Origin of the sequence: Amaricoccus sp. (assembly GCF_047602525.1) — a bacterium.
GTDB lineage: Bacteria > Pseudomonadota > Alphaproteobacteria > Rhodobacterales > Rhodobacteraceae > Amaricoccus.
Genome location: NZ_JASGHB010000001.1, coordinates 3,320,034 through 3,342,626, shown reverse-complemented (window position 1 = coordinate 3,342,626; position 22,593 = coordinate 3,320,034). Strand labels below are relative to the sequence as shown.

The window sequence follows — 22,593 nt, the reverse complement described above, 5'->3', positions numbered from 1 at the left end:
TCAGCGCCGCCGGATCGCGTTGTCGGCCGGCAGGAACACCGTGAGCAGGCCGAGGAGCGGCAGGAACGAGCAGACGTGGTAGACGAAGAGGATGCCGCGTGCGTCCGCCACCATGCCGAGCAGCGCCGCGCCGACGCCGGCCACGCCGAAGGCGAAGCCGAAGAACAGCCCCGAGATCATCCCGACGCGGTTCGGCACCAGCTGCTGCGCGTAGACGATGATGGCCGAGAACGCCGAGGCAAGGATCACGCCGATGATCGCCGACAGCACCGCCGTCCAGAACAGGTTGGCATAGGGCAAGGCCAGCGTGAACGGCAGCACGCCGAGGATCGACACCCAGATCACCGCCTTGCGCCCGATCCGGTCGCCGATCGGCCCGCCGGCGAAGGTGCCGAGAGCCACCGCGCCGAGAAAGACGAAGAGCAGGAGCTGCGCATCGCGCACCGAGACGCCGAAGCGTTCGATGAGGAAGAAGGTGTAGTAGCTCGTCAGGCTCGCGAGATAGAGATACTTCGAGAATACCAGCATCGCGAGGATGCCGATCACCACGATCACCTTGCGCTGCGGCAGCGCCGATTCCGGCGCGGGCGCCCTGGAGGCGCGGCGCCGGACGTGCTGCGCCCTCGCCCAGCTTCCGACGTTCCAGAGCAGCACCATCCCGGTCAGCGCCAGCACCGAGAACCAGGCGATCGACGACTGGCCGAACGGCAGCACGATGTAGGCGGCGAGCAGCGGGCCGATGGCCGAGCCGGTGTTGCCGCCGACCTGGAACAGCGACTGCGCGAAGCCGTAGCGCCCGCCCGAGGCGGTGCGGGCGTTGCGCGAGGAATCCGGGTGGAAGATCGACGAGCCGATGCCGATCGCCGCCGCCGCCAGCAGCATCACCCAGTAGTGCGCCGCGAACGCCAGCAGCACCAGCCCGATGAGGCTCGCCCCCATGCCGGCGGTCGCGAGCCGGAACATCGGCCGCTTGTCGGTGACGAAGCCCACCGCCGGCTGCAACAGCGACGCCGTGACCTGGAAGACGAAGTGCAGGAAGCCGATCTGCGTGAACGTCAGCGCATAGTTCTGGTGGAGCACCGGATAGATCGCCGGCAGCAGCGACTGGATGGTGTCGTTCAGCAGGTGGCAGAGACTGAGCGCGAGCAGCACGGCCATTGCGGTGCGGGTCTCGGGCGACGGGGCGGGAGCGGTGGAGACGGACATGGCATTGACTCGCGGTGGGCGGGACGCGGCCCGGAGGGGGCGGGACGGGCCACCTCCGGGCCACCGATGTCTCGTCGCACGCGCGGGCGAACTGTTCAACCCTTAGGCACTTCCGCCCGCCACGCCCCCCCGCCGACCTTCTGTCCCGTCGATCAGCCGCAGAGCTTCGGATACCAGTCGCCGCGCTCCTCCGGGGTGCTGTCGAAGATCTGCCAGAGCGGATCGGGATCGGGCGCGCCGCGCGGATTCGGCCCATCTCGCCCGGGATCTCCGGGTGTCCCGTTGCAGCGGGTGAAGACGGCGCAGGGCCGTCGCCGCCGCGTGGCGCGGGCGGCTTCCGGCCCCTGCGCCGATGGGCTATGACGGCGTGGAACCCGCTTCGGACCCGCTGATGATCGCTCCCTTTGCCACCCTGCCCGAGGCCAGCCGCGGCCGCCGCTTCCCGGAGGCGGAGTCGGCGCATCGCTCGCCGTTCCAGCGCGATCGCGACCGGATCATCCATTCCTCGGGGTTTCGCCGGCTGAAGCACAAGACCCAGGTCTTCGTCGAGCACGAAGGCGACTACTACCGCACGCGCCTCACCCATTCCATCGAGGTGGCGCAGGTGGCGCGGACCATCGCCCGCGTGCTCGGCCTGAACGAGGAGCTGGCAGAGGCGGTGGCTCTGGCGCACGACCTCGGGCATCCGCCGTTCGGCCACACCGGCGAGGACGCGCTCGCGGCGGTGATGGCGCCGCACGGCGGCTTCGACCACAACGCCCAGGCGCTGAAGATCGTGACCCGGCTCGAGGCGCACTATGCCGACTTCGACGGGCTGAACCTGACGTGGGAAACGCTGGAGGGCATCGCCAAGCACAACGGCCCGGTGCTGCCCGACCCGGTGTCCGGCGAGCTGCCGTTCGCGCTGGCCGATGCGAATGCGGAGTTCGACCTCGACCTCGCCACGCACGCCAGCGCCGAGGCGCAGGTGGCGGCGGTGGCGGACGATATCGCCTACAACAACCACGATCTCGCGGACGGCCTGCGCGCCGGGCTGTTCAGCCTCGAGGATCTGCGCGAGCTGCCGCTGATCGGCCCGTGCGTCGCCGCGGTCGACGCGCGCTGGCCCGGTCTCGCACCCAGCCGGCGGCAGCACGAGGCGCTGCGCCGGTTCTTCGGGCTGATGGTCGAGGACGTGCTCGCCTCGAGCCAGCGCCGGCTTGCCGACGCGGCCCCGGCGAGCGCCGACGCGATCCGCCATCTCGGCCACCCGGTGATCGGCTTCTCTGACGGCACCTTCACCGAGCTGAAGGCGATCCGCCGCTTTCTCTACGTGCGGATGTACCGGCATTGGACGGTGCAGCGGATGCGGCGCAAGGCGCGGCTGGTGGTGGAGGAGCTGTTCCACACCTTCTCCGAGGCGCCCGAACTGATGCCGTCGGAATGGAACGCCTGCGCGGCGCTCGACACCACCGGCCGCGCCCGGGTGGTCGCCGACTACATCGCCGGCATGACCGACCGCTTCGCCCTGCAGGAGCACCGCAAGCTGAGCGACCCGCTGGTCAAGGGCTGACCGGCCCCGGCCTTGCCATGGGGCTCAGCCCTCGGCTTCCTCGCGCAGCGCCTCGAGCGTCAGCCACTCGTCCTCCGCGGCGGCGAGCGCCTTCTGCCGGGCGATCAGCGCCTCGCTCGCCTTGGCGAACTTCGCCGGCTCGCGGGTGAAGAGGCCGGGGTCTGCGAGCAGCGTCTCGAGCTTGCCGATCTCGGCCGTCAGCCGGTCGATCTCGGCCGGGATCTGCCCCAGCCGGTGCGACTGGGTGAAGCTCAGCCGCGCGCGCGCCGGCCCGGCGGGCCGCGGCGCCGCCTGTGCCGCCGGACGCGCCGCCCGGGGCGCCTCCGGCGCGCTGCGCTCGCCGCGCTGGACGCGGTAGTCGGTCCAGCCGCCAGCGTAGACGATCGCCCGCCCGTCGCCCTCCATCGCCACGGTGGTCGTCGCCACCCGGTCGATGAAGTCGCGGTCGTGGCTGACGAGCAGCACCGTGCCGTCGTAGTCGCCGACGATTTCCTCCAGCAGGTCGAGCGTCTCGACGTCGAGGTCGTTCGTCGGCTCGTCGAGAACCAGCAGGTTCGACTCCTTGGCCATCAGCTTCGCGAGCAGCAGCCGCGCCCGCTCGCCGCCCGACAGCGCCGACACCGGACCGCGCGCCTGCGACTCGGCGAAGAGGAAGTCCTTGAGATAGCCGACGACATGCCGCGGCTTGCCCCGCACCATCACCTGATCGTTGCGCCCCGGCGCGTCGCCGGTCAGCGTCTCCCAGAGCGACGCCTCCGGGTCGAGCGCGGCGCGGTTCTGGTCGAAGACCGCCGGGATCAGGTTGGCGCCGAGCCGCACCCGGCCGGTGTCCGGCGACATCTCGCCCGTCAGCATCTTCAGCAGCGTGGTCTTGCCGGCGCCGTTCGGCCCGACCAGCGCCACCCGGTCGCCCCGGGCGATCTTCATCGAGAGGTCGCGCACGATCCCGCGGTCGCCGAATGCCTTTGCCACCCCCTCGGCCTCGACCACCAGCCGCCCGGAGACCGGGCCGGAGTCGAAGGCGAGCGAGGCGGTGCCGGTGCGCTGGATCGCGTCCCGCCGCTCCTGCCGCATGTCGGCGAGGCGGCGGACGCGACCCTGGTTGCGCTTGCGCCGCGCCGAGATGCCCTCGACCGCCCAGCGGCCTTCCGCCTTGATGAGCCGGTCGAGCTTGTGGCGCGCGAGGTCCTCGTCGTCGAACACCTTGTCCCGCCACTCCTCGAAGGCCGCGAAGCCGCGGTCGAGCCGGCGCACCTCGCCACGGTCGACCCAGAGGATCCGGTCGGTCAGGTTCTTCAGGAACGCCCGGTCGTGGCTCACCACCACGAAGGCGGTGCGCGTGGCGGCAAGGTGCGCCTCGAGCCAGGCGATCGCGGTGATGTCGAGATGGTTGGTCGGCTCGTCGAGGAGCAGGAGGTCGGGTTCCGAGGCGATGAGCCGCGCGAGCGCCGCCCGCCGCCGCTCACCGCCCGACGCGCTGGCCGGATCGAGCGTGCCGTCGAGCTTCAGCCCCTCCATGGCGGCCGCGGCACGCCAGTCCTCGCCCTCGGCGAGGTCCGCGGCGACGAACGCCGCAAGGCTCGGGAAACCGGCAAAGTCCGGGTCCTGCGCCATGTAGCCCACGAGCGTCCCGGGCCGCACGAAGCGCTCGCCCGAGTCGGGCTGCACCGAGCCGGCGATCACCTGCATCAGCGTCGACTTGCCCGAGCCATTGCGCCCGACGAGCGCGATCCGCTCGCCCGGATGCACGGCAAGGTCCACCCCGTCGAACAGCGGATCGCCGCCGAAGGTGAGATGAATGTCGGCAAGGGTGAGAAGCGGAGGCTCGGCCATGGCCCCGCGGGTACGGCGCGGGCGCCGGGCCGTCAAGCGCAGGCTCAGGCGATACCGAGAAACACGGCGAGCGAGCGGGTGACTCCGAGCATCACCTCCGCCTCCAGATGCCCGAACGGCTCGCCGAGCCGGTCGCGCTTCACCGAAAGCACCTTGTCCACCATGACCTGCGACGGCTTGCGCAGGCCGTTGCCTGCCGTCGGCTGGATCGTCGGCCGCAGCAGCGGCGCATCCACGAGCGTTCCAGTGAGCAGGAGAACGGCAACGGTGCCCGTCGCATCAAACTGATCCGCCTGGACGATGAGCGCCGGACGGGGCTTGCCGAAGTCGCCCGGGATCGCGACCGTGACGAGATCGCCCCGCCTCACGCCCCCGGCTCGGCGCCCGCGGCGTCAGCGAGCGTTGCATCGAGGAACTCGCCGAGGTCCGGGTCGATCAGGTCGGCCGCCGCGACAACGCCAGCCTGACGCCGGCACTCCTCGGCAAAGCCGGGGTGGCGGGTGTCCGGAACCCAGATCTGCACAGGGCGCAATCCGGCAGCGCGCAGCGCCTCGCGCCGCCTTCGAACGCGCGCGACAACCGTAGCCGACATGCGCGAAACTCCCTGACCGCTTGCGTTACATGTAACGCAGATTCCCGGAGTTGTCGAGGGCTCCGTAGCTCACACCACCGGCGTCGGCAGCGGGTCGCCGGCGAAGAACGCGGCGAGGTTTCTCACCACGAGGTCGCCCATCGCCGCGCGGGTCTTCTCCGTCGCGGAGCCCTGATGCGGCGAGAGCACGACGTTGGGCAGGCCGAGCAGCGCCGCGGGCACGCGCGGCTCGTCGGCGAAGACGTCGAGCGCCGCGCCGCCGAGGCCGCCGGAGACCAGCAGCTCGACCAGTGCCGGCTCGTCGACCAGCGACCCGCGCCCGACGTTGACGAACGCGCCCTGCGGCCCGAGGGCGGTCAGCACCTCGCGCGAGACGATGCCGCGCGTCGCGGCGTTGCCCGGCGCGATCGCCACGAGCCAGTCGACGTCCCGCGCCATGGCGGTGAGGTCGGAATAATAGGCGTAGGGCTCGAACGGCTGCTCGTGCCGGCCGTGGTAGGAGACGCGCATTTTCGAGACCTGCAGGCGCCGGGCGATCTCCTTGCCGATGCGGCCGAGGCCGAGGATGCCGACATGGGCGCCGGTCAGCTCGCCGGTCAGCGCGAAGGTGCCGTCGAGCCACCCGCCCTCGCGGACGAAGGCGTCCGCCTGCGGGATGCGGCGGACCAGCGCGTGCATCAGGCCGACCGCGATCTCGGCCACGGCGTCGTTGAGCACGTCGGGGGTGTTCGACACGCGGATGCCCCGCGCCTTGCAGGCGGCGGTGTCGATCGCATCGTAGCCCACGCCGTAGCTCGCCACCATGGCGAGCTGCGGGAGCGCCGCCATGATCTCCGGGGCGACGCCATAGTGCCCGTCGGTCGCCACCGCACGGATCTCCGGGCCGCGGGCGGCCAGAACGCCGGCCTTGTCCGCGGCGTCCCAGTAGCGATGAACGACATAGGCCGCGGCGAAGGCGGCCTCGACGCGCGGATGCATCGGACAGATCTGCAGGATTTCCGGCTTCATCGCTCCGCTCCCCTGATGGCGGCCCGATGTTGACCACGCGGCAGGCCCCGACACAATGTCCCGATCCGCTTCCCGATCCTGTCGCCACCCGACAGCCGTCCGACCCCCTTCGGACCATCGCCGTCAAACCACCGGCCGCCGACCACGGCGCGGCAGCACTGGACGAGGGGCGCCGGCCCGAGGTTTAACAGCGCGACAACAACGAAAGCGCGGGGAGGCGCTCCATGACCGATACCGGAAAGCCCGTAGTCGGGTTCGTGGGTGTGGGCCTGATGGGCTGGGGAATGGCGAAGAACGCCGTCGAGAAGGGCTATCCGCTGCGCGTGGTTGCGCACCGCAAGCGCGAGGCGGTGGACGATCTGGTGCAGCGGGGCGCGGTCGAATGCCCCAGCCTCGCGGCGATGGCGGCCGAGTGCGACGTCATCGTGCTGTGCGTCACCGGCGCGCCGCAGGTCGAGGCGAGCGTCGCCGAGATCGTGACCACCGCGCGTGCGGGACTGACGATCATCGACTCGTCGACCTCCGAGCCGGACGTGACCGAGCGGCTGGCGCGCGAGCTGGAGGCGCGCGGCATCACCCTGATCGACGCGCCGCTGTCGCGGACGCCGCAGCACACCTGGGACGGCGAGGCGACGACCTATGTCGGTGGCCCGGTGGAGACCGTCGAGAAATGGCGGCCGCTGCTCTCGACCTGGGCGAACGCGGTCATTCCGGTCAACGGCCCCGTGGGGGCGGCACACGCGCTGAAGCTCATCAACAACCTCGTCGCGCTCGGCTATGCGGCGATCTGGGCCGAATGCTACGCCATGGTGCAGAAGGTCGGCGCCGATCCGGCGGTGTTTCGCGAGATCGTCACCAACTCCGGCATGAACTGCGGCAACTTCCAGTCGTTCTCGAAGTACGCGGTGGAGCGCGACGCCGGGGCGCACCGCTTCACGATCGTGAACGGCGCGAAGGATCTCACGTACTACAACCGGCTGGCCAACCGGCATGGCGCCGCGACGCTGATGTCCGACGGCGCGCTGCAGACGCTGAAGCTCGGCGTGGCCATGGGCATGGGCGAGCGCTACATGCCGCAGATCGGCGACATCGTGCTGGCGCTGAACGACCCGGAGGCCGAGCGGTGAGCGCCCGGTTCCAACCATGCGCCTGACCCCGCTCGTTGCCGGGCTGCCCGCCACCATCCCTTTTGTCGGCCCCGAGGCGCAGGAGCGCGCCCTGGGCCGGCCGTTCGTCGCCCGGATCGGCGCGAACGAGAGCGTGTTCGGGCCATCGCCGAAGGCGATCGCCGCGATGGCCGCTGCCGCGTCGGAGGCCTGGAAGTACGCCGACCCGGAGCTTCACGACCTCAAGGCGGCGCTGGCCGCGCACCACGGAGTCAGGCCGCAGGCGATCACCGTGGGCGAGGGGATAGACGGCCTGCTCGGCACCCTCGTGCGGCTGCTCGTTGCGCCCGGCACGCCGGTCGTCACCTCGGCGGGCGCCTACCCGACCTTCAACTACCACGTCGCAGGCTTCGGCGGCGTGCTGCATGCCGTGCCCTACCGGCAGGATCGGGAGGATCCGGAGGCGCTGCTGCTCGCCACGCGCAAGACCGGGGCGCCGCTCGTCTATCTCGCCAACCCTGACAACCCGATGGGCAGCTGGCATCCGGCGCGCACGATCGCCGAGACGATCGGCCGCCTGCCGGGCGACGCGGTGCTCTGCCTCGACGAAGCCTATGCCGACTTCGCGCCCGACGACGCCGTTCCGCCCATCGACCCCGGCGAGCCGCGGGTGATCCGGATGCGGACCTTCTCCAAGGCGCACGGCATGGCCGGCGCCCGCATCGGCTATGCGATCGGCCACCCCGACCTGATCGCGGCGTTCGACCGGGTGCGCAACCACTTCGGCGTCAGCCGGATCGCCGCCGCCGGGGCGCTGGCGGCACTGTCGGATCGCGCCTGGCTCGCCCACGTCCGCGCCGAGGTGGCGGCCGGACGGGACCGGATCGCCGGGATCGCCGAGGCGAACCGCCTCCGCCCCCTGCCCTCGGCCACGAACTTCGTCGCGATCGACTGCGGCCGCGATGGCGGCTTTGCCACCGCCGTGCTGGACGGGCTGGTTCGACGCGGCATCTTCGTGCGCAAGCCCGGCGTCGCGCCGCAGGACCGCTGCATCCGGGTCAGCGTCGGGCGCCCCGCCGATCTCGACGCGTTCGCCGCGGCGCTGCCGGAGGCGCTGGCGTCGGCGAATAAGTCACACGGATAGATTAATGGCGCGCCCGGTGTATTAGCCGTTCCATAGCCCGGTTGTTCCGCTATAACGGCGGCCGTGTCAGCATGGATGGGGAATGAGATCCGCATGACCACGATCCGCCGCCAGCGCAACGTCAAGATTGTCGCGACGCTCGGCCCCGCCTCCGACAGTTACGAGATGATCCGGAACCTCTTCGTCGCCGGTGCCGACGTGTTCCGCCTCAACATGAGCCACGGCACGCACGACGACATCGCCAAGCGGCATCAGATGATCCGCAAGGTCGAGGCCGAGCTGGGCCGTCCCATCGGCATCCTCGCCGACCTCCAGGGGCCGAAGCTGCGCTGCGGCACGTTCGCCAACGGGCCGTACACCCTGACCGAGGGACAGAGCTTCCGCTTCGACCTCGATCCGGCCGAGGGCGACGGCACCCGCGTCTGCCTGCCGCACCCGGAGATCTTCCAGGCGCTGCAGGTCGGGTCCATGCTCTTGGTCAACGACGGCAAGATCCGTGTCCGCGTGACCGAGCGCTCGCCACAGCACGCCGTGACCGAGGTGATGGTCGGCGGCGAGATCTCCAACCGCAAGGGCGTCAACGTCCCCGACGTCGTGCTGCCGCTGGCCGCGCTGTCGGAGAAGGACCGCAAGGATCTGGAGTTCGCCTGCACGATGGGCGTCGACTGGCTGGCGCTGTCGTTCGTGCAGCGGGCGAGCGACGTCTTCGAGGCGCGCGAGCTGGCCGACGGGCGCGCGGCGATCCTGTCCAAGATCGAGAAGCCTGCGGCGGTCAACGCCTTCCAGGAAATCCTCGACGCGTCCGACGGCATCATGGTCGCCCGCGGCGATCTCGGCGTCGAACTGCCGGTCCACAAGGTGCCGCCGATCCAGAAGCGGCTGACCCGCGCCTGCCGGGCGGTGGGCAAGCCGGTGATCGTCGCGACCCAGATGCTGGAAAGCATGATCTCGAGCCCGGTGCCGACCCGCGCGGAGGTGTCCGACGTCGCCACGGCGATCTACGAGGGCGCCGACGCGGTGATGCTTTCGGCCGAGTCCGCTGCCGGCGACTATCCGATCGAAGCGGTGACGACGATGAACAACGTCGCCGAGTCGGTGGAGGGCGACGCCACGTTCCGTCCGGTGATCGAGGCGCAGCGCACCGCCGCCCGCTCCGGCGTGTCCGACGCGATCACCGTCGCGGCGCGCGAGGTGGCCGAGACGACCAAGGTCAAGGCGATCTGCTGCTTCAGCCACTCCGGCACCACCGCGCTGCTCACCGCACGCGAGCGGCCGCGGGTGCCGATCATCGCGCTCACGCCGCTCATCGGCACCGCCCGGCGGCTGGCGCTGAGCTGGGGCCTGCACTGCGCCGTGGTTCCCGAGGTCGACCGCTTCAAGCTCGCGGTGGTCAACGCCGCCCGGATCGCCCGCGAGCACGGCTTTGCCCAGGAGGACGACCGTATCGTCGTCACCGCCGGCATCCCGTTCGGCGTCGCGGGCAGCACCAACATCCTGCGCGTCGCCACGGCCAACGAGCGGGCGATCTACGAGGGCGGCGGCGAGGACTGACCCCTTCGCCCCTGTCGGGGAGAGCCGGGGTCCCGATGAGCACGCACGTTCCGCGCAAGGCGATGACGCCGGCGGCGGTTCTCGCCCGCAAGGGCGGCGAGCCGCTGGTCTGCCTGACGGCGTACACCACGCCGATGGCCCGGCTCGTCGACCCGCACGCCGACGTGATCCTCGTCGGCGACAGCCTCGGCATGGTGATCCACGGCCTGCCGTCGACCGTCGGCGTCACGACGGACATGATGATCCTGCACGGCCAGGCGGTGCGGCGCGGCACCACCGACGCGCTGCTCGTCGTCGACCTGCCGTTCGGTGCCTATGAGGCGGGCCCCGCGCAGGCGTTCGAGACGGCGGCGCGGGTGATGGCCGAGACCGGCTGCGCCGCGGTGAAGCTCGAGGGCGGCGAGACGATGGCGGAGACCATCGCCTTTCTCACCCGGCGCTCGATCCCGGTGATGGCGCACGTCGGCCTGATGCCGCAGCAGGTGAACATGACCGGCGGCTATCGCGTGCAGGGCCGCGGTGCGGACGCCGAGCGGGTGCTGGCCGACGCGCGGGCGGTGGCCGAGGCGGGGGCCTTCTCGGTGGTGCTCGAGAAGATCGCCGAGCCGCTTGCCCGCCGGATCACCGAGACGGTGGCGATCCCCACCATCGGCATCGGCGCGTCGCCCGCCTGCGACGGGCAGATTCTGGTGATCGACGACATGCTCGGCCTGTTCACCGATTTCCGCCCGTCGTTCGTCCGGCGCTATGCCGAGCTCGGCCAGGCGGCTGACGCGGCGATTGCCGCCTATGCCGCCGACGTGCGCGCCCGGGCATTTCCCGCGGCCGAGCACACGTTCGCCGACGCCTGACCCAAGCCCTTGCCAGAGGCCGCCATGCCCGTGCCGACCGTCCGCAGCCGCACAGAGCTTCGCGCTATCGTTGCCGGCTGGAAGGCCGCGGGCGAGACGGTCGGCGTCGTGCCGACCATGGGCGCGCTGCACGCCGGGCACCTGAGCCTGGTCGAGGCGGCGACGGCCGGCAGCGACCGCGTGGTGGTGACGCTGTTCGTCAATCCCCGGCAGTTCAACGACGCCGCCGACCTCGCGGCCTATCCCCGCACCGAGACGGAGGACGCGGCAAAGCTCGCGCCGCTGGCCGTCGACCTCCTCTACGTCCCGGACGGGGATCAGATGTACCCGCCGGGGTTTGCCACGACGATCTCCGTCGCCGGGGTGAGCGAGGGGCTGTGCGGCACGCACCGCCCCGGGCATTTCGACGGGGTGGCGACGGTCGTCGCCAAGCTGCTGCTGCAGACCGGCGCGGATCGCGCCTACTTCGGCGAGAAAGACTGGCAGCAGCTGCAAGTGGTGCGGCGGCTGGTCACTGACCTCGACATCCCCTGCGAGATCGTCGGCCGGCCGACGGTGCGCGAAGCGGACGGGCTGGCGCTGTCCTCGCGCAATCTGCGGCTGACGGCGGCGGAACGCGCGTCGGCGCCGGCACTGGCTCAGGCGCTCGGGGTTGCCGCACGGGCAATCGCCGGCGGCACCGCACCCGCGACCGCACTCGACGCCGCACGCGCCGCGATCCTCGCGGCCGGCTTCCGCGAGGTGGAATATCTGGACCTGCGCCGCGACGCGGACCTCGCCCCGGTGGAAACCGCGGGCGAGCCGGCGCGCCTGCTCGTCGCGGCGTGGCTGGGCGATGTGCGCCTGATCGACAACCTTCCCATCCCGACCGTCGGCTGACGCAAAATCAGCCAGACCGCGAGGGAAAGCATCGGCTGTTCGTGCGTTGCCTCCCCGGAAAACAGGAGGGAGTTCCCCGCATGAGCTATGTCGACGGATTCGTCGTGGCGGTGCCGACCGCGAACCGCGATGCCTATCGCCAGCAGGCCCTGACCGCACGGATGGTGTTCCGGGACCACGGCGCACAGCGTTGTGTCGAATGCTGGGGCGACGATGTGCCGGATGGCAAGGTGACGTCGTTCCCGATGGCCGCGAAGAAGGCAGACGACGAGACGGTGGTCTTCTCATGGATCGGGTGGCCCTCGCGGGCGGCGCGCGATGCCGGCATGGCGGCAGCGATGCAGGACCCGCGGATGCCACAGGACATGAGCGAGATGCCCTTCGACGGCCAGAGGATGATTTTCGGCGGCTTCGCCCCGATCGTCGACATATGAGGCCGTCGCGGTGCCCGGCGGAGAGAGAGCGGCAAAAAAGGCGGCTGGACGCGCCAGCCGCCTAGTCAGTGGTCAGGGAGGAAGCAAACCGGACGCACGGTCTGCGGCGTGAGCCCGCGTGCCGCTAGCGGCACTGGGCAATGATGTGGTCGCCGACCCGCGCCAGCAGGGTATCGAGCGGCGTCATCACCGGGCCGAACCCCGGCCGGCAATGATCGGCGTAAAACTGCGGCAGCGGATAACGACCGTCCGACATCGGGTCGGACATCCGGTCGATCGCATCCTCGATCATCTCCCGCGGCGGCAGCGGCAGGACCAGGTGATCGAGCCGGCTCTGGGTGAACTCGATCGAGGTGATCCGGTCCGGGACGACCGCAACCCCGTCGAGCTGCTCGCGCAGCTCCTGGATCGTCTTGGGCCGCGTGGCCGGCTCGGCGGACCACTGGGCGACGAGGCGCCCCATCTCGATATAGTCGGCCACTTCGATCCTCGGAATCGCCGGGCGGGCCGGTGCGTTTGTGTCAAGCATCTCGAAGCCTCCAGATACAACGCTATGGGGATGGGCAGCGGCCGAGTCGGGCTGATCGGCCGCGTCGAGTGCATGCAGCCTCGCGCCTTCGGCAAAGCGGTAGTGGCCTTGCAGGAACCGGACCACGGCAGCCATGCTGGCCGGCGCGCCATCGCGAAACACCAGCGCGCGCGCCGCGTCGGCGGCGGCATCCAGCGGGTCCGGCCCGAGGGCGGCGGCAAGGGTCTCGCCCATGATGACCGAGCCGAGCGTGCCGAGCGACTTGCCGTCCGCGTCCGCCTCGGCCTCGAGCATGAGGAACAGCGTCAGCGGCGGATCCTGCGACAGGCGCTCGACCGCGGCCGGCGGGAGACCGGCATCGGCGAGCCAGCGGGTGAGGGCCGCCTGCCATCGGCCGTCCTCACCGAACCGGCCGGTGAAGAGCCCGGGTGTCGCGGCGTCGGCACGATGCAGCAGCGAGCCGACCGAGCGGACCTCGCCCGTCGTGCAGGCGAGAAGGTCGCGCAGCACCAGCGTGCCGGCGTCGCCGCCGGGCAGCGTGCCCGTCGCGAACGGCCGCGCGACATGCGGGCCCAGCGCGCGGGCGCGCTGCGGCTCGCGGTCGCCGACGGCGAAGAAGCCGGAGAAGTCCACCAGCCAGTCCTCGGTGAGCGGCATCTCGAACGGGCGCCCGGTACTGGTGTGCCGCAGGAGCGTGCGCAGCCCGGCCACCTGTGTCTGGGTGTTCAGCGTGTAGATCTCGCGCACGAGCCCGTGGCCGAGCCGGCCGACGCCGGCGGTGAACTCGACCGGCACACGGTGCAACCCGGCGGCGGCGACCGGCCGGGCATAGCGCTCGCGAAGCGCCGGCAGCAGCCAGCTGCCCAGCACATCCCGCCGCACGACGTCCCGATAGATCCCGCAGGTCACGCGCCGGGCCAGCTCGAACGCCAGTTCCGGCCGGCGCGTTTCCGAGAGCGTGGCCGCGACGGCGTTGTGCAGCAGGGCCCAGAGCACCTGCACCTGCGCGAGGAGCAGGTTCGAGTCCGAGGCGCTGTCGGGGACGAGCACCTCGCTGCGGCTCTCCACCGGGCGGGCATCGAGGTTGGGGCAGGCCGCGCGCGGCAGGTCGCGGGTGGCGCCCCACGCCGGTGACGAGGCCGTCGGCCGGGTCCGCCCGATGCGCAGCAGATGCCGGCCCACGCCGGCCTGGAACGGCACCTGATAGCAGCAGGCGCTGTGCTTCGGGCCGTCGCCGTAGAGCACGCCGAGATCGAGCAACGGCCCGCCGGCCGCGGCCTCGCGCGTCGGAAAGTCGAGGTCGAGCACGACGAGCTGGGTGAGATAGGTGACGCCGGCCGGAATGTCGGACTTCGCCCCCGGGCGCCGGGTGGCACCAATCCGCGCGGCGATCGCGGCCAGCTCGGCCGCGCCGTCTGCCGACCTCGGATCGAGACCCGCGAACCGCTCCGACGGCTGCGCCGCCCCGAAGAGATTCGGCAGGATCGGATCGGCGACAGACAGTTCGGGCATGGGCTCATCTCGACCTGGATGCGTTCCCGAAAGGGCGAGAACATCCCGTCGCATTCCGCGATGAGCACTGTCGTAGAGGGCGGGGCGCCCGGCAAACGTGAGAAAATCGTAAATCGTCTGACGCGTGCCGAAAAAAATGGACGCGGATGACTTGGGATTGCGTTTCGCCGAGTCCGCGGCCATACCCAAGAAAGTTTATATTGTGATTTACAGCCCCAGGAGGAGCGAATGGGGATCAGACAGCTCGCTCGGGAGCTGCAGCTGTCCATTGGGACAGTCTCAAGAGCGCTCAACGACCGGCCGGACGTGAATCCGGAGACCCGGGCCCGGGTCAAGGCCGCGGCAGCCCGGAGCGGCTATGTGCCGAATCAGTCCGGCCGCAGCCTGCGAAGTGGCCGCACCGGCATCGTCGCCGCGGTCATCCCCTCGCAGGCAGGGCCCGAGGGCTGCGATCCCGGCCTTTTCGTCGTGCTGGAGGGCCTGCGCCGCAGCCTTCAGCAGCGCGGGCTTGACCTGATCCTGCTGTTCCGCGGGGCCGACGAGGACCCGCTCCAGCACCTCCAGCGCATCGTCCAGCGGCGGATCGCCGACTCCGTCGTCATCATCCAGACGATCCCCGGCGACGCGCGGATTGCCTTCCTGAAGGCGACGGGAGTGGAGTACGTCGCCTTCGGGCGCAGCGCCGGGATCGACGGCTATTCCTTCGTGGATTTCGATTTCGAGGCGATGGCGGTCGACGCGGCCCGGCGCTTCGTGGCCGACGGCCATCGCCGGCTGGGCGTGGCGACGGCCGAGGATCTGCTTAACTATCAGGCCCTTCTCATCGCCGCCTTCCAGGCCGAGGTGATCCGCCTCGGCCTGCCGCCGGAAACCGTGCGCCTGATCCCGATGGCGAACGGCGAGCCGACCGCCGAGGCGCGCGCCCTGATGGCGGGGCCGCGGGCACCGACGGCCTATGTCGCCACCCACGAAAGCCTTGCGATGTCGCTCTACCGAGAGCTGACGCGATTGGGGCACCGCGTGGGCGACGACGTGGCGGTGCTCTGCACCTTCCCGCCGTTTGAAGCGCGCTGGCTGGTGCCGGCGCTCACGTACTACGACAGCGACCTGAACGACGTGGGGCGCGAGCTGGCGCTGCGGCTGATTGCCCAGGCGAACGGCGATGGCGAGGACCTTGCGTCCCGGCTGATGCCCCTGCGGTTCACGCCGCGCCAGAGCCATGGCCGGGCCGCCTCGCGCCTGCGCGCCTGAACGCCGCGGCCGTCCCGCACGGGCCATCGGGCCCGTCCGGGGCGGCCGCACGCATCACTCGCGAAAGCTGCGACTCGCCTTGATCTGCTCCCAGGCCCAGACGACTTCCGCGAGGCGTGCCTCGTCGTCGCGGCGGCCGCCGTTCATGTCGGGGTGCAGATCCTTGACCAGCGCCTTGTACTGCTGGCGGATCTCGGTCTTGCTCTGGGTATCCTGCGCGTCGAGGATCTCGAGCGCGCGACGTTCGGTCGGTGGCAGGCGCCGCTGCTGCGGCCGGGTGCGGTCCCCGGGGTTCAGCGTCGCCTTCTCGCCGAGCAGCTCCATCGGATCGGTATAGCCGAACCGCTCCCACGCGCGGCCGTCGGAATGCGGATGCGCCGGGCCGCGGTCGCCGAACGGCTGCGTGGCGCGCCCCCAGAGCCGATCCTCCTCGACCCGCTGCGCCAGCTCGTCTTCCGGCAGCGTCTCGAAGAAGTTCCACTTGAGATTGTACTCGCGCACGTGGTCCAGGCAGAACCAGTGGAAATCGTCGAGATTGTCGGGCGACTTGGGGGCGCGGAACTTGCCCGGCTTGGCGCAGCCCGGCTTCTCGCACTGCCGCCCCGTCGACTCCACGCCCGCCGGGCCGCCCCGGCTGCGCGAACGCCGTTTCTTGTCAGCACTGACTGACATGTCGAGGTTGAACGGGTTGCGGCGATCGGCTGTCAAGGCGAGACCTCAGTGTACTGTCGAGCGATTCGGCCGGGGCGACGCGGGTCCGGCCGACTCGGAGGGCATGAGCTTAAACCATGGCGGGCGCCCCCCAAAAGCCCGTCCGGAAGCGAGGAGAGGGACATGACGGAAACCGTGGCCGAAACCATGCGGGCGAAGCTGCTGGCGGCGTTCGATCCCCAACATCTCGAGGTCATCGACGAGAGCGAGGCCCATCGCGGCCACGGCGGCTGGCGCGAGGGCGGCGCGACGCACTTTCGCGTGGTGATGCGGGCCAGCGCGCTCGCCGGCCTCGGCCGGATCGAGCGCAGCCGGGCCGTGCACCGGGCGCTGGCCGCCGAGCTTGCCGGCGGCGTGCACGCGCTGGCCCTCGACCTCTCGGCCTGAGTGTCCCCCCGGCGCAGGGGCCGGGGACGTCTGGCTCAGGACGGGTCGGCCGGCCCGAGCCGGGGCCCGGGGCGCACCGGCGACATGTCGTCCCCGTCGTCGAGCCGCGGCTCCATCCGCGCCGGCTGGTGGCGCAGGGTCGACTGCAGGCGGTCGACCACGACGCGCTCCACCGCCCTGTCGACAGCGGGCCGCTCGCGGCCACCCACCACCAGCTCGGGCTCGCGCGTCGGCTCGTGCCCCGAGCCGACGGCGGCGAGCCGGGGGCCCAGCGCCTCACGCGGGCGACGGAACACCATCACCACCTGATCCGTCGTGGCACCGCGGCGGAACCACCCGGCCGGCCCCTCGGCAACGAGCGACTCGGTGCGCACGTATTCCCAGCCCTGGCGCGCAACCTCGTTGATCGCCTCGCCCAGCGTCTGGGCGAACAGCTCGTCCGCCCCCTTCACGCCCTTGATCTTCCGGGCCCGGCGCGGCGCCGGGACCACCTTGTAGTCGTAGCTCGTCATGCCGTCCTCCCCGGGGATCCCGCGTCGCGTCAGTCGAGGCCGAGCCGGGCGCGCACCAGCGCATTGACCGTCTTCGGATTGGCCTTGCCGCCCGTCACCTTCATCACCTGCCCGACGAACCAGCCGGCCATCGAGGGCTTTTCCAGCGCCTGCGCGGCCTTCTCGGGGTTGGCCGAGACCACCTCGTCGACCGCCGCCTCGATCGCGCCGGTGTCCGTCACCTGCTTCAGGCCCCGCTCGGCGACGATTGTCGCCGGATCGCCCCCCTCGGTCCAGAGGATCTCGAAGACATCCTTACCGATCTTGCCGGAGATCTCGTCGGACGCCACCAGGTCGATCAGCCCGCCGAGCTGGCCTGCCGCCACCGGGCTCGCGTCGATGCCGAGCCCCTCCTTGTTGAGCCGGCCGAACAGCTCGTTGATGACCCAGTTCGCCGCCTGCTTGCCGTCGCGCCCCGCCGCAACCGCCTCGAAATAGTCGGCGCTCGCCGTCTCGGCGGTCAGCACGCCCGCGTCGTACTCGGTCATGCCATAGTCGGCGACGAAGCGCGCCTTCTTCGCGTCGGGCAGCTCCGGCAGGCCGGCACCGATCGCGTCGATCCAGCCCTGCTCCAGCTCCAGCGGCAGCAGGTCGGGGTCGGGGAAATAGCGGTAGTCGTGCGCCTCTTCCTTCGACCGCATCGAGCGGGTCTCGCCCTTGTTCGGGTCGTAGAGCCGGGTCTCCTGCTCCACCGCTCCGCCGTCCTCGAGGATGGCGATCTGCCGGCGCGCCTCGTACTCGATCGCCGCCTGGATGAAGCGCATCGAGTTCATGTTCTTGATCTCGCAGCGCGTTCCGAGCGTGTCCGAGCCCACGGGCCGCACGCTGACGTTGACGTCGGCGCGCAGGCTGCCCTCCTGCATGTTGCCGTCGCAGGTGCCGAGATAGCGCAGGATCTGGCGCAGCTTGCGCACGTACTCCGCCGCCTCTTCCGGCCCGCGGATGTCGGGCTTCGAGACGATCTCCATCAGCGCCACGCCGCTGCGGTTCAGGTCGACGCACGACAGCTCCGGGTCGAGGTCATGCACCGACTTGCCGGCGTCCTGCTCCAGATGGATGCGCTCGACCCGCACGCGCCGCGCGATGCCCGGCTTCATGTCGACGAGAACCTCGCCCTCGCCGACGATCGGGTGGTAGAGTTGGCTGATCTGATAGCCCTGCGGCAGGTCGGGGTAGAAGTAGTTCTTCCGGTCGAACCGCGAGAACGGGTTGATCTTCGCCCTCAGCCCCAGCCCGGTCCGGACGGCCTGCTCGACGCAGAAGCCGTTGATGACCGGCAGCATCCCGGGCATCGCCGCGTCGACGAGACTGACGTGACTGTTCGGCGCGCCGCCGAATGCGGTCGAGGCGCCCGAGAACAGCTTGGCCTTGGAGAGGACCTGCGCATGGACCTCCATGCCGATCACGATCTCCCAGTCGCCCTTGGCGCCGGCGATGATCTTCGGTTCGGGCTCGGAATAGGCAAGCTCGGCCATGCGGGGTCCTCGGATCTGGAGCCGGGCCGTCTTACGCCGCGCCCCCGGCACGGGCAAGCCGGAGAGCGACCCGCCGCGTGACGCCACTGGCACCAAGGTATGCGCCGCGACATACGTTCGGATACATTGAACTGGCGGCCGGGAGGACAATATTAATGACAACTTACAATGGCGGGCGTTTCCCGGATTCTCTTACGGGAGGATCCAGCGACGACGTGATGAGCGGCCGTGGTGGCAATGACACGCTGCAAGGGTACGGCGGCGCCGACCTGCTGCACGGCGGGACGGGAAACGACTCACTCTACTCGTACTATTCCTACGGCTACGACGAGGGCGCCCGGGACACGCTTTACGGCGAGGGCGGCAACGACCTCCTCGACGTCTCGACGGATGACCTCGCCTACGGCGGTGTCGGCAACGACACGATCATCGCCAGCGACGACAACCCGTTCGTCCTGAACGGCGGCTCCGGCACCGATACCCTCAGGCTCGACGGCGACATCTCCGGCAGCCGGGTCGGCGGGTTCGAACGGCTGGAGGGGTCGACGTCAACCTCGGCTCCGACACGCTCGTGCGCGGCAACACGGACTCCGACGCGGCCTTCGAGATCGCCATCCTCCTGCGCGATGGCGGCCGGAGCGCGTCGGTGTATTCGGACGCCGACGTCGTGCTCTGACGACCGCGGTCAGTCCTGCGCGCCAGCCGCGAGGCCGGCGCGCACCAGCGCCTCGAGCGCATCGAGGTCGTCGGCATCGAAACCGCCGACGCCCTGCATCCAGATCCCTGCCGCGCGCAGCCCGTCCGGCAGCGCCCGGCAGGTGACGACGCGCCCCGTCCGCTCCTGCGCCAGCAGACCGGCGCGGGCCAGCACCTGCAGGTGCTTCGAGATCGCGGCGAGAGACATCTCGTGTGGCTCCGCCAGCTCGCCCACCGTCCGGTCGCCCGCCATCAGCGCCGCGAGGATCGCGCGGCGCGTCGGGTCGGCGAGAGCGGCGAAGACCAGGTCGAGATCGGCAGCCATGGCGCATCCTGCTGATGCCGAACGAGAAATTCAACCGTTTGGTTGAGGATCGGAATCCGGCGCCGCGACGGCCGAACGCTGCGAAAAACCCTTCCGGCCAAGGCAGCGCCTTTCACAAATCCATTACATATCAATTATTTACGAGATGCCTCGCCCGATCACGCCCGCTTGACAGCCCGCTCCGCTTTCCGTTACCACCTCGCAGGGCAACAGCCAGCCCGGGGGGACGATCGGGCCATGGCAGAAGACCCGTTCGACGAGCGCCTGAAGCGCCTCGAAGAACGGATTGCCGCGGCGAAGGCGACCCGGGAGGGGCCGCCGGCGAAGGGACACGGGGAATATACCCAAGGCTCGCTCGCCTGGCGGATGGTGACGGAACTGGTGGCCGGCATGGCCCTCGGACTCGGCATCGGCTACGCGATCGACTGGGCGGCCGGCACCATGCCGATCTTCCTCGTGGTGTTCGCGCTGCTGGGGTTCGCGGCGGGGGTCAAGACGATGATGCGGACCGCCGCCGAGGTGCGCGAAGGCCGCGGCGAGGCGGCGCTGCACCGGACGGCCGCGACCGCGGCACGCAACGACAAGCGGGATCCAAGCGATCCCGACGAGGAGTGAGAGGGCGATGGCGGAAGAAGCGGGCGGCAGCGGGTTCAACATCCACCCGATGGAGCAGTTCGAGGTTCACTCGCTGTTCGGCGGGCATTCCGTCCACTGGTTCACCCCGACCAACGCGACGCTCTGGATGGCGCTGACGGTCGTCGCGGCGAGCGCGCTGATGCTCGTCGGCTCCCGCGGACGGGCGCTCGTGCCCACCCGGGCGCAGTCGATGGCCGAGGCGACCTACGGCTTCGTCCACAAGATGATCACCGACGTCGCGGGCAAGGAAGGCGCCAAGTACTTCCCCTACGTGATGACGCTGTTCCTGTTCATCCTGTTCTCGAACCTGCTCGCGCTCATTCCCGGCAGCTTCGCGGCGACCTCGCACATCGCGGTGACGGCGATCCTCGCGCTCGCGGTCTTCATCACCGTGACGGTGATCGGCTTCGTGAAGCACGGCGCGCACTTCCTGAACCTGTTCTGGGTGTCGAGCGCGCCGACCGTGGCGCTCCGCATCGTGCTCGCGGTGATCGAGGTCATCTCGTACTTCGTCCGCCCGCTCAGCCACTCCGTCCGACTTGCCGGCAACATGATGGCGGGCCACGCGGTGCTGAAGGTGTTCGCGGGCTTTGCCGGCGCGCTCGGCGCGGCGGCGTTCATCCCGATCCTCGCGATCACGGCGATGTACGGGCTTGAGCTGATGGTGGCGGTGATCCAGGCCTACGTCTTCGCGATCCTGACCTGCGTCTACCTCAACGACGCGCTGCACCCGGGCCACTGACACCCGGGGGCACGCCCCGACGGAATCCTTCTTCCAAAGACCCCTAAAAGGAGAAAGAACATGGAAGGCAATATCGCGGACATGGGCCAGTTCATCGGCGCGGGCCTCGCCTGCGTCGGCATGGGCGGCGCCGGCATCGGCGTGGGCCTCGTGGCTGGCAACTTCCTGTCGGGCGCGCTGCGCAACCCGGCCGCTGCCGGCGAGCAGACCGCCACGCTCTTCATCGGCATCGCCTTCGCCGAAGCGCTCGGCATCTTCTCGTTCCTCGTCGCGCTGCTGCTGATGTTCGCGGTCTGATCCGCGAACTTTGACGCAACGCCGCGGGCCGATCCGGGCCCGCTCGAGGACGGAGTGAGACATGGCGACCGATCAATCCGAAACGGGCAACGCCGTAATCGTGATCGCGCAGGCCGAGACCGGGCACGTCGAGGTGGCCCCGGCCACCGGCGAGCACGCGGCCGAGCACGCGACGGGTGCCCACACGGAGACGCTCGGGGAAGCGAACATGGAACATGCCGAATCCGGCATGCCCCAGCTCGATCCCGGGATTTATCCGAACCTGATCTTCTGGCTGATCGTCGCAATCGTCGCGCTCTACTTCGTGCTGACGCGCGTCGCCCTGCCCCGCATCGGCACGGTGATCGCCGAGCGCAACGACGCCATCGCCAACGACATCGAGGCGGCGGCGGCGCTGAAGCGCCGGGCCGAGGAGGCCGAGGCCGCCTATACCAAGTCGCTGGCCGAGGCCCGCGACGAGGCGCACCGGATCGCGGCCGAGACCAAGGCCGGGATCGACAAGGAGCTCGCCGCGCTGACCGCCTCGGCCGATGCCGAGATCGCGGCGAAGGCCGGCGAGTCGGAGAAGCGCATCGCCGAGATCCGCGACAACGCCGCGAAGAGCGTTGAGCAGGTCGCGCGTGACACCACCGGCGAGATCGTTCGCGCACTGCTGCCCTCGGCCGACGATGCGGCCGCGGTCGACGCCGCCATCGCCAACCGGCTGAAGGGCTGACGCCATGGGCTTTCTCAACAACACCGAGATCGTCGTCGCCATCGGCTTCGTCATCTTCATCGGCGTCCTGCTCTACGTGGGCGTGCCGGCGATGGTGACGAAGAAGCTCGACGAGCGGGCCACGCGCATCAAGCAGGAACTCGACGAGGCCCGCGCCCTGCGCGACGAGGCGCAGTCGCTGCTCGCCACCTACGAGCGCCGCCAGAAGGAGGTGAGCGCCCAGGCCGAGGAGATCGTCTCCGCCGCCCGTCTCGAGGCCGAAAAGGCCGCCGAGACGGCGAAGGAGGAGATCCGCCGCTCCGTCGCCCGCCGGATGCACACGGCGACCGAACAGATCGAGGCGGCCGAGCACGCCGCGATCCGCCAGATCAAGGACCGCGCCGTCGCCGTCGCCATCGCCGCCGCCGGCGACGTGCTGAAGCAGCGGATGCAGCCCGGCGATGTCGACAAGCTGATCGACTCGGCGATCGGCGAGGTCGGGACGAAGCTGCACTGATCCACCGGGCGACCGGGAGCGTGAGAGGCCGCCTGCGGGCGGCCTTTTTCGTTGGTCGCCCGATTGCCCCTGGCACCGCGCTCGGGCTAGACCTGAGGCGACGTCGCCAATGCC

At 70.4% G+C, this 22,593-nt stretch carries 24 protein-coding genes and 2 pseudogenes; 16 read left to right on the top strand and 10 right to left on the bottom strand.

Annotated features, from left to right (window positions below):
* Positions 1 to 1,206 (bottom strand): MFS transporter, encoded by a 1,206-nt coding sequence (locus QM699_RS17150; RefSeq protein ID WP_415012239.1) that lies wholly within the window; start codon positions 1,204 to 1,206, stop codon positions 1 to 3.
* A gap of 391 nt (positions 1,207 to 1,597) precedes the next feature.
* Between QM699_RS17150 and QM699_RS17145 the strand changes: the two genes are divergently transcribed.
* Positions 1,598 to 2,758, top strand: a complete 1,161-nt coding sequence (locus QM699_RS17145; protein ID WP_415012238.1) for a deoxyguanosinetriphosphate triphosphohydrolase — start codon at positions 1,598 to 1,600, stop codon at positions 2,756 to 2,758.
* A gap of 24 nt (positions 2,759 to 2,782) precedes the next feature.
* Here the strand turns inward: QM699_RS17145 and QM699_RS17140 are convergent, their stop codons facing one another.
* The 4 genes from QM699_RS17140 to QM699_RS17125 all read right to left on the bottom strand — a co-directional run bounded on the left by QM699_RS17140 (position 2,783) and on the right by QM699_RS17125 (position 6,191).
* Positions 2,783 to 4,591 carry an ABC-F family ATP-binding cassette domain-containing protein gene (locus QM699_RS17140; RefSeq protein WP_415012237.1) on the bottom strand — a complete coding sequence of 603 codons (1,809 nt, stop codon included), beginning with the start codon at positions 4,589 to 4,591 and terminating at the stop codon, positions 2,783 to 2,785.
* A 44-nt stretch (positions 4,592 to 4,635) separates the two neighbouring features.
* Complete coding sequence (locus QM699_RS17135; protein ID WP_415012236.1) at positions 4,636 to 4,959, bottom strand: type II toxin-antitoxin system PemK/MazF family toxin; 324 nt, start codon at positions 4,957 to 4,959, stop codon at positions 4,636 to 4,638.
* On the bottom strand, positions 4,956 to 5,183 hold the full coding sequence (locus QM699_RS17130) for an antitoxin MazE family protein (RefSeq protein ID WP_415012235.1): 228 nt from the start codon (positions 5,181 to 5,183) through the stop codon (positions 4,956 to 4,958). Before QM699_RS17130 ends, QM699_RS17135 begins: the two co-directional genes overlap by 4 nt.
* A gap of 69 nt (positions 5,184 to 5,252) precedes the next feature.
* Positions 5,253 to 6,191, bottom strand: a complete 939-nt coding sequence (locus QM699_RS17125) for a 2-hydroxyacid dehydrogenase (RefSeq protein WP_415012234.1) — start codon at positions 6,189 to 6,191, stop codon at positions 5,253 to 5,255.
* 224 nt (positions 6,192 to 6,415) lie between these two features.
* Here QM699_RS17125 and QM699_RS17120 point away from each other — a divergent pair, with 224 nt between their 5' ends.
* From QM699_RS17120 to QM699_RS17095, 6 genes are all read left to right on the top strand, one after another.
* A complete protein-coding gene (locus tag QM699_RS17120; protein WP_415012233.1) occupies positions 6,416 to 7,318 on the top strand; it encodes an NAD(P)-dependent oxidoreductase in 903 nt (300 codons plus the stop codon).
* Positions 7,319 to 7,334: 16 nt separating this feature from the next.
* Positions 7,335 to 8,441, top strand: a complete 1,107-nt coding sequence (locus QM699_RS17115) for a pyridoxal phosphate-dependent aminotransferase (protein ID WP_415012232.1) — start codon at positions 7,335 to 7,337, stop codon at positions 8,439 to 8,441.
* Between the two features lie 102 nt (positions 8,442 to 8,543).
* A complete protein-coding gene (gene pyk, locus QM699_RS17110) occupies positions 8,544 to 9,992 on the top strand; it encodes a pyruvate kinase (protein WP_415012790.1) in 1,449 nt (482 codons plus the stop codon).
* 35 nt (positions 9,993 to 10,027) lie between these two features.
* Positions 10,028 to 10,843 (top strand): 3-methyl-2-oxobutanoate hydroxymethyltransferase, encoded by an 816-nt coding sequence (gene panB, locus QM699_RS17105; RefSeq protein WP_415012231.1) that lies wholly within the window; start codon positions 10,028 to 10,030, stop codon positions 10,841 to 10,843.
* A 24-nt stretch (positions 10,844 to 10,867) separates the two neighbouring features.
* Complete coding sequence (panC, locus tag QM699_RS17100; RefSeq protein ID WP_415012230.1) at positions 10,868 to 11,722, top strand: pantoate--beta-alanine ligase; 855 nt, start codon at positions 10,868 to 10,870, stop codon at positions 11,720 to 11,722.
* A gap of 80 nt (positions 11,723 to 11,802) precedes the next feature.
* The gene (locus QM699_RS17095) at positions 11,803 to 12,156 is read left to right on the top strand and encodes a DUF1428 domain-containing protein (RefSeq protein WP_415012229.1); all 354 of its coding nucleotides are present in this window, start codon (positions 11,803 to 11,805) and stop codon (positions 12,154 to 12,156) included.
* Between the two features lie 124 nt (positions 12,157 to 12,280).
* Here QM699_RS17095 and QM699_RS17090 read toward each other — a convergent pair whose 3' ends face one another.
* On the bottom strand, positions 12,281 to 14,197 hold the full coding sequence (locus tag QM699_RS17090) for a hypothetical protein (protein ID WP_415012228.1): 1,917 nt from the start codon (positions 14,195 to 14,197) through the stop codon (positions 12,281 to 12,283).
* A gap of 228 nt (positions 14,198 to 14,425) precedes the next feature.
* Between QM699_RS17090 and QM699_RS17085 the strand changes: the two are divergent.
* Together QM699_RS17085 and QM699_RS17080 are read left to right on the top strand one after the other, a co-directional pair.
* Positions 14,426 to 14,554, top strand: a pseudogene (locus tag QM699_RS17085) (LacI family DNA-binding transcriptional regulator); the annotation flags it as partial.
* A 3-nt stretch (positions 14,555 to 14,557) separates the two neighbouring features.
* Positions 14,558 to 15,448, top strand: coding sequence for a substrate-binding domain-containing protein (locus tag QM699_RS17080; RefSeq protein WP_415012789.1), 891 nt, complete (start codon positions 14,558 to 14,560; stop codon positions 15,446 to 15,448).
* A gap of 54 nt (positions 15,449 to 15,502) precedes the next feature.
* On the opposite strand, the gene QM699_RS17075 is transcribed toward QM699_RS17080, so the two are convergent.
* Positions 15,503 to 16,120: a DnaJ domain-containing protein gene (locus QM699_RS17075; protein WP_415012788.1), complete on the bottom strand. Its 618-nt coding sequence runs from the start codon at positions 16,118 to 16,120 to the stop codon at positions 15,503 to 15,505.
* A gap of 162 nt (positions 16,121 to 16,282) precedes the next feature.
* On the opposite strand from QM699_RS17075, the gene QM699_RS17070 reads away from it, so the two are divergent.
* On the top strand, positions 16,283 to 16,546 hold the full coding sequence (locus tag QM699_RS17070) for a BolA family protein (RefSeq protein ID WP_415012227.1): 264 nt from the start codon (positions 16,283 to 16,285) through the stop codon (positions 16,544 to 16,546).
* A 35-nt stretch (positions 16,547 to 16,581) separates the two neighbouring features.
* Here the strand turns inward: QM699_RS17070 and QM699_RS17065 are convergent, their stop codons facing one another.
* The gene (locus QM699_RS17065) at positions 16,582 to 17,058 is read right to left on the bottom strand and encodes a hypothetical protein (RefSeq protein ID WP_415012226.1); all 477 of its coding nucleotides are present in this window, start codon (positions 17,056 to 17,058) and stop codon (positions 16,582 to 16,584) included.
* 29 nt (positions 17,059 to 17,087) lie between these two features.
* Positions 17,088 to 18,572, bottom strand: coding sequence for an Asp-tRNA(Asn)/Glu-tRNA(Gln) amidotransferase subunit GatB (gatB, locus tag QM699_RS17060; RefSeq protein ID WP_415012225.1), 1,485 nt, complete (start codon positions 18,570 to 18,572; stop codon positions 17,088 to 17,090).
* Positions 18,573 to 18,727: 155 nt separating this feature from the next.
* Here gatB and QM699_RS17055 point away from each other — a divergent pair.
* Positions 18,728 to 18,862, top strand: a pseudogene (locus tag QM699_RS17055) (calcium-binding protein); the annotation flags it as partial.
* A gap of 395 nt (positions 18,863 to 19,257) precedes the next feature.
* Here the strand turns inward: QM699_RS17055 and QM699_RS17050 are convergent.
* A complete protein-coding gene (locus QM699_RS17050) occupies positions 19,258 to 19,593 on the bottom strand; it encodes an ArsR/SmtB family transcription factor (RefSeq protein ID WP_415012224.1) in 336 nt (111 codons plus the stop codon).
* 237 nt (positions 19,594 to 19,830) lie between these two features.
* Here QM699_RS17050 and QM699_RS17045 point away from each other — a divergent pair, with 237 nt between their 5' ends.
* The 5 genes from QM699_RS17045 to QM699_RS17025 all read left to right on the top strand — a co-directional run bounded on the left by QM699_RS17045 (position 19,831) and on the right by QM699_RS17025 (position 22,479).
* A complete protein-coding gene (locus tag QM699_RS17045) occupies positions 19,831 to 20,208 on the top strand; it encodes an AtpZ/AtpI family protein (protein WP_415012223.1) in 378 nt (125 codons plus the stop codon).
* Positions 20,209 to 20,215: 7 nt separating this feature from the next.
* The gene (locus tag QM699_RS17040; protein WP_415012222.1) at positions 20,216 to 20,971 is read left to right on the top strand and encodes a F0F1 ATP synthase subunit A; all 756 of its coding nucleotides are present in this window, start codon (positions 20,216 to 20,218) and stop codon (positions 20,969 to 20,971) included.
* Positions 20,972 to 21,031: 60 nt separating this feature from the next.
* A complete protein-coding gene (locus QM699_RS17035; RefSeq protein WP_415012221.1) occupies positions 21,032 to 21,268 on the top strand; it encodes a F0F1 ATP synthase subunit C in 237 nt (78 codons plus the stop codon).
* 61 nt (positions 21,269 to 21,329) lie between these two features.
* On the top strand, positions 21,330 to 21,983 hold the full coding sequence (locus QM699_RS17030) for a F0F1 ATP synthase subunit B' (protein WP_415012220.1): 654 nt from the start codon (positions 21,330 to 21,332) through the stop codon (positions 21,981 to 21,983).
* A 4-nt stretch (positions 21,984 to 21,987) separates the two neighbouring features.
* Positions 21,988 to 22,479 carry an ATP F0F1 synthase subunit B gene (locus tag QM699_RS17025; RefSeq protein WP_415012219.1) on the top strand — a complete coding sequence of 164 codons (492 nt, stop codon included), beginning with the start codon at positions 21,988 to 21,990 and terminating at the stop codon, positions 22,477 to 22,479.
* The last annotated feature ends 114 nt before the right edge of the window (positions 22,480 to 22,593 follow it).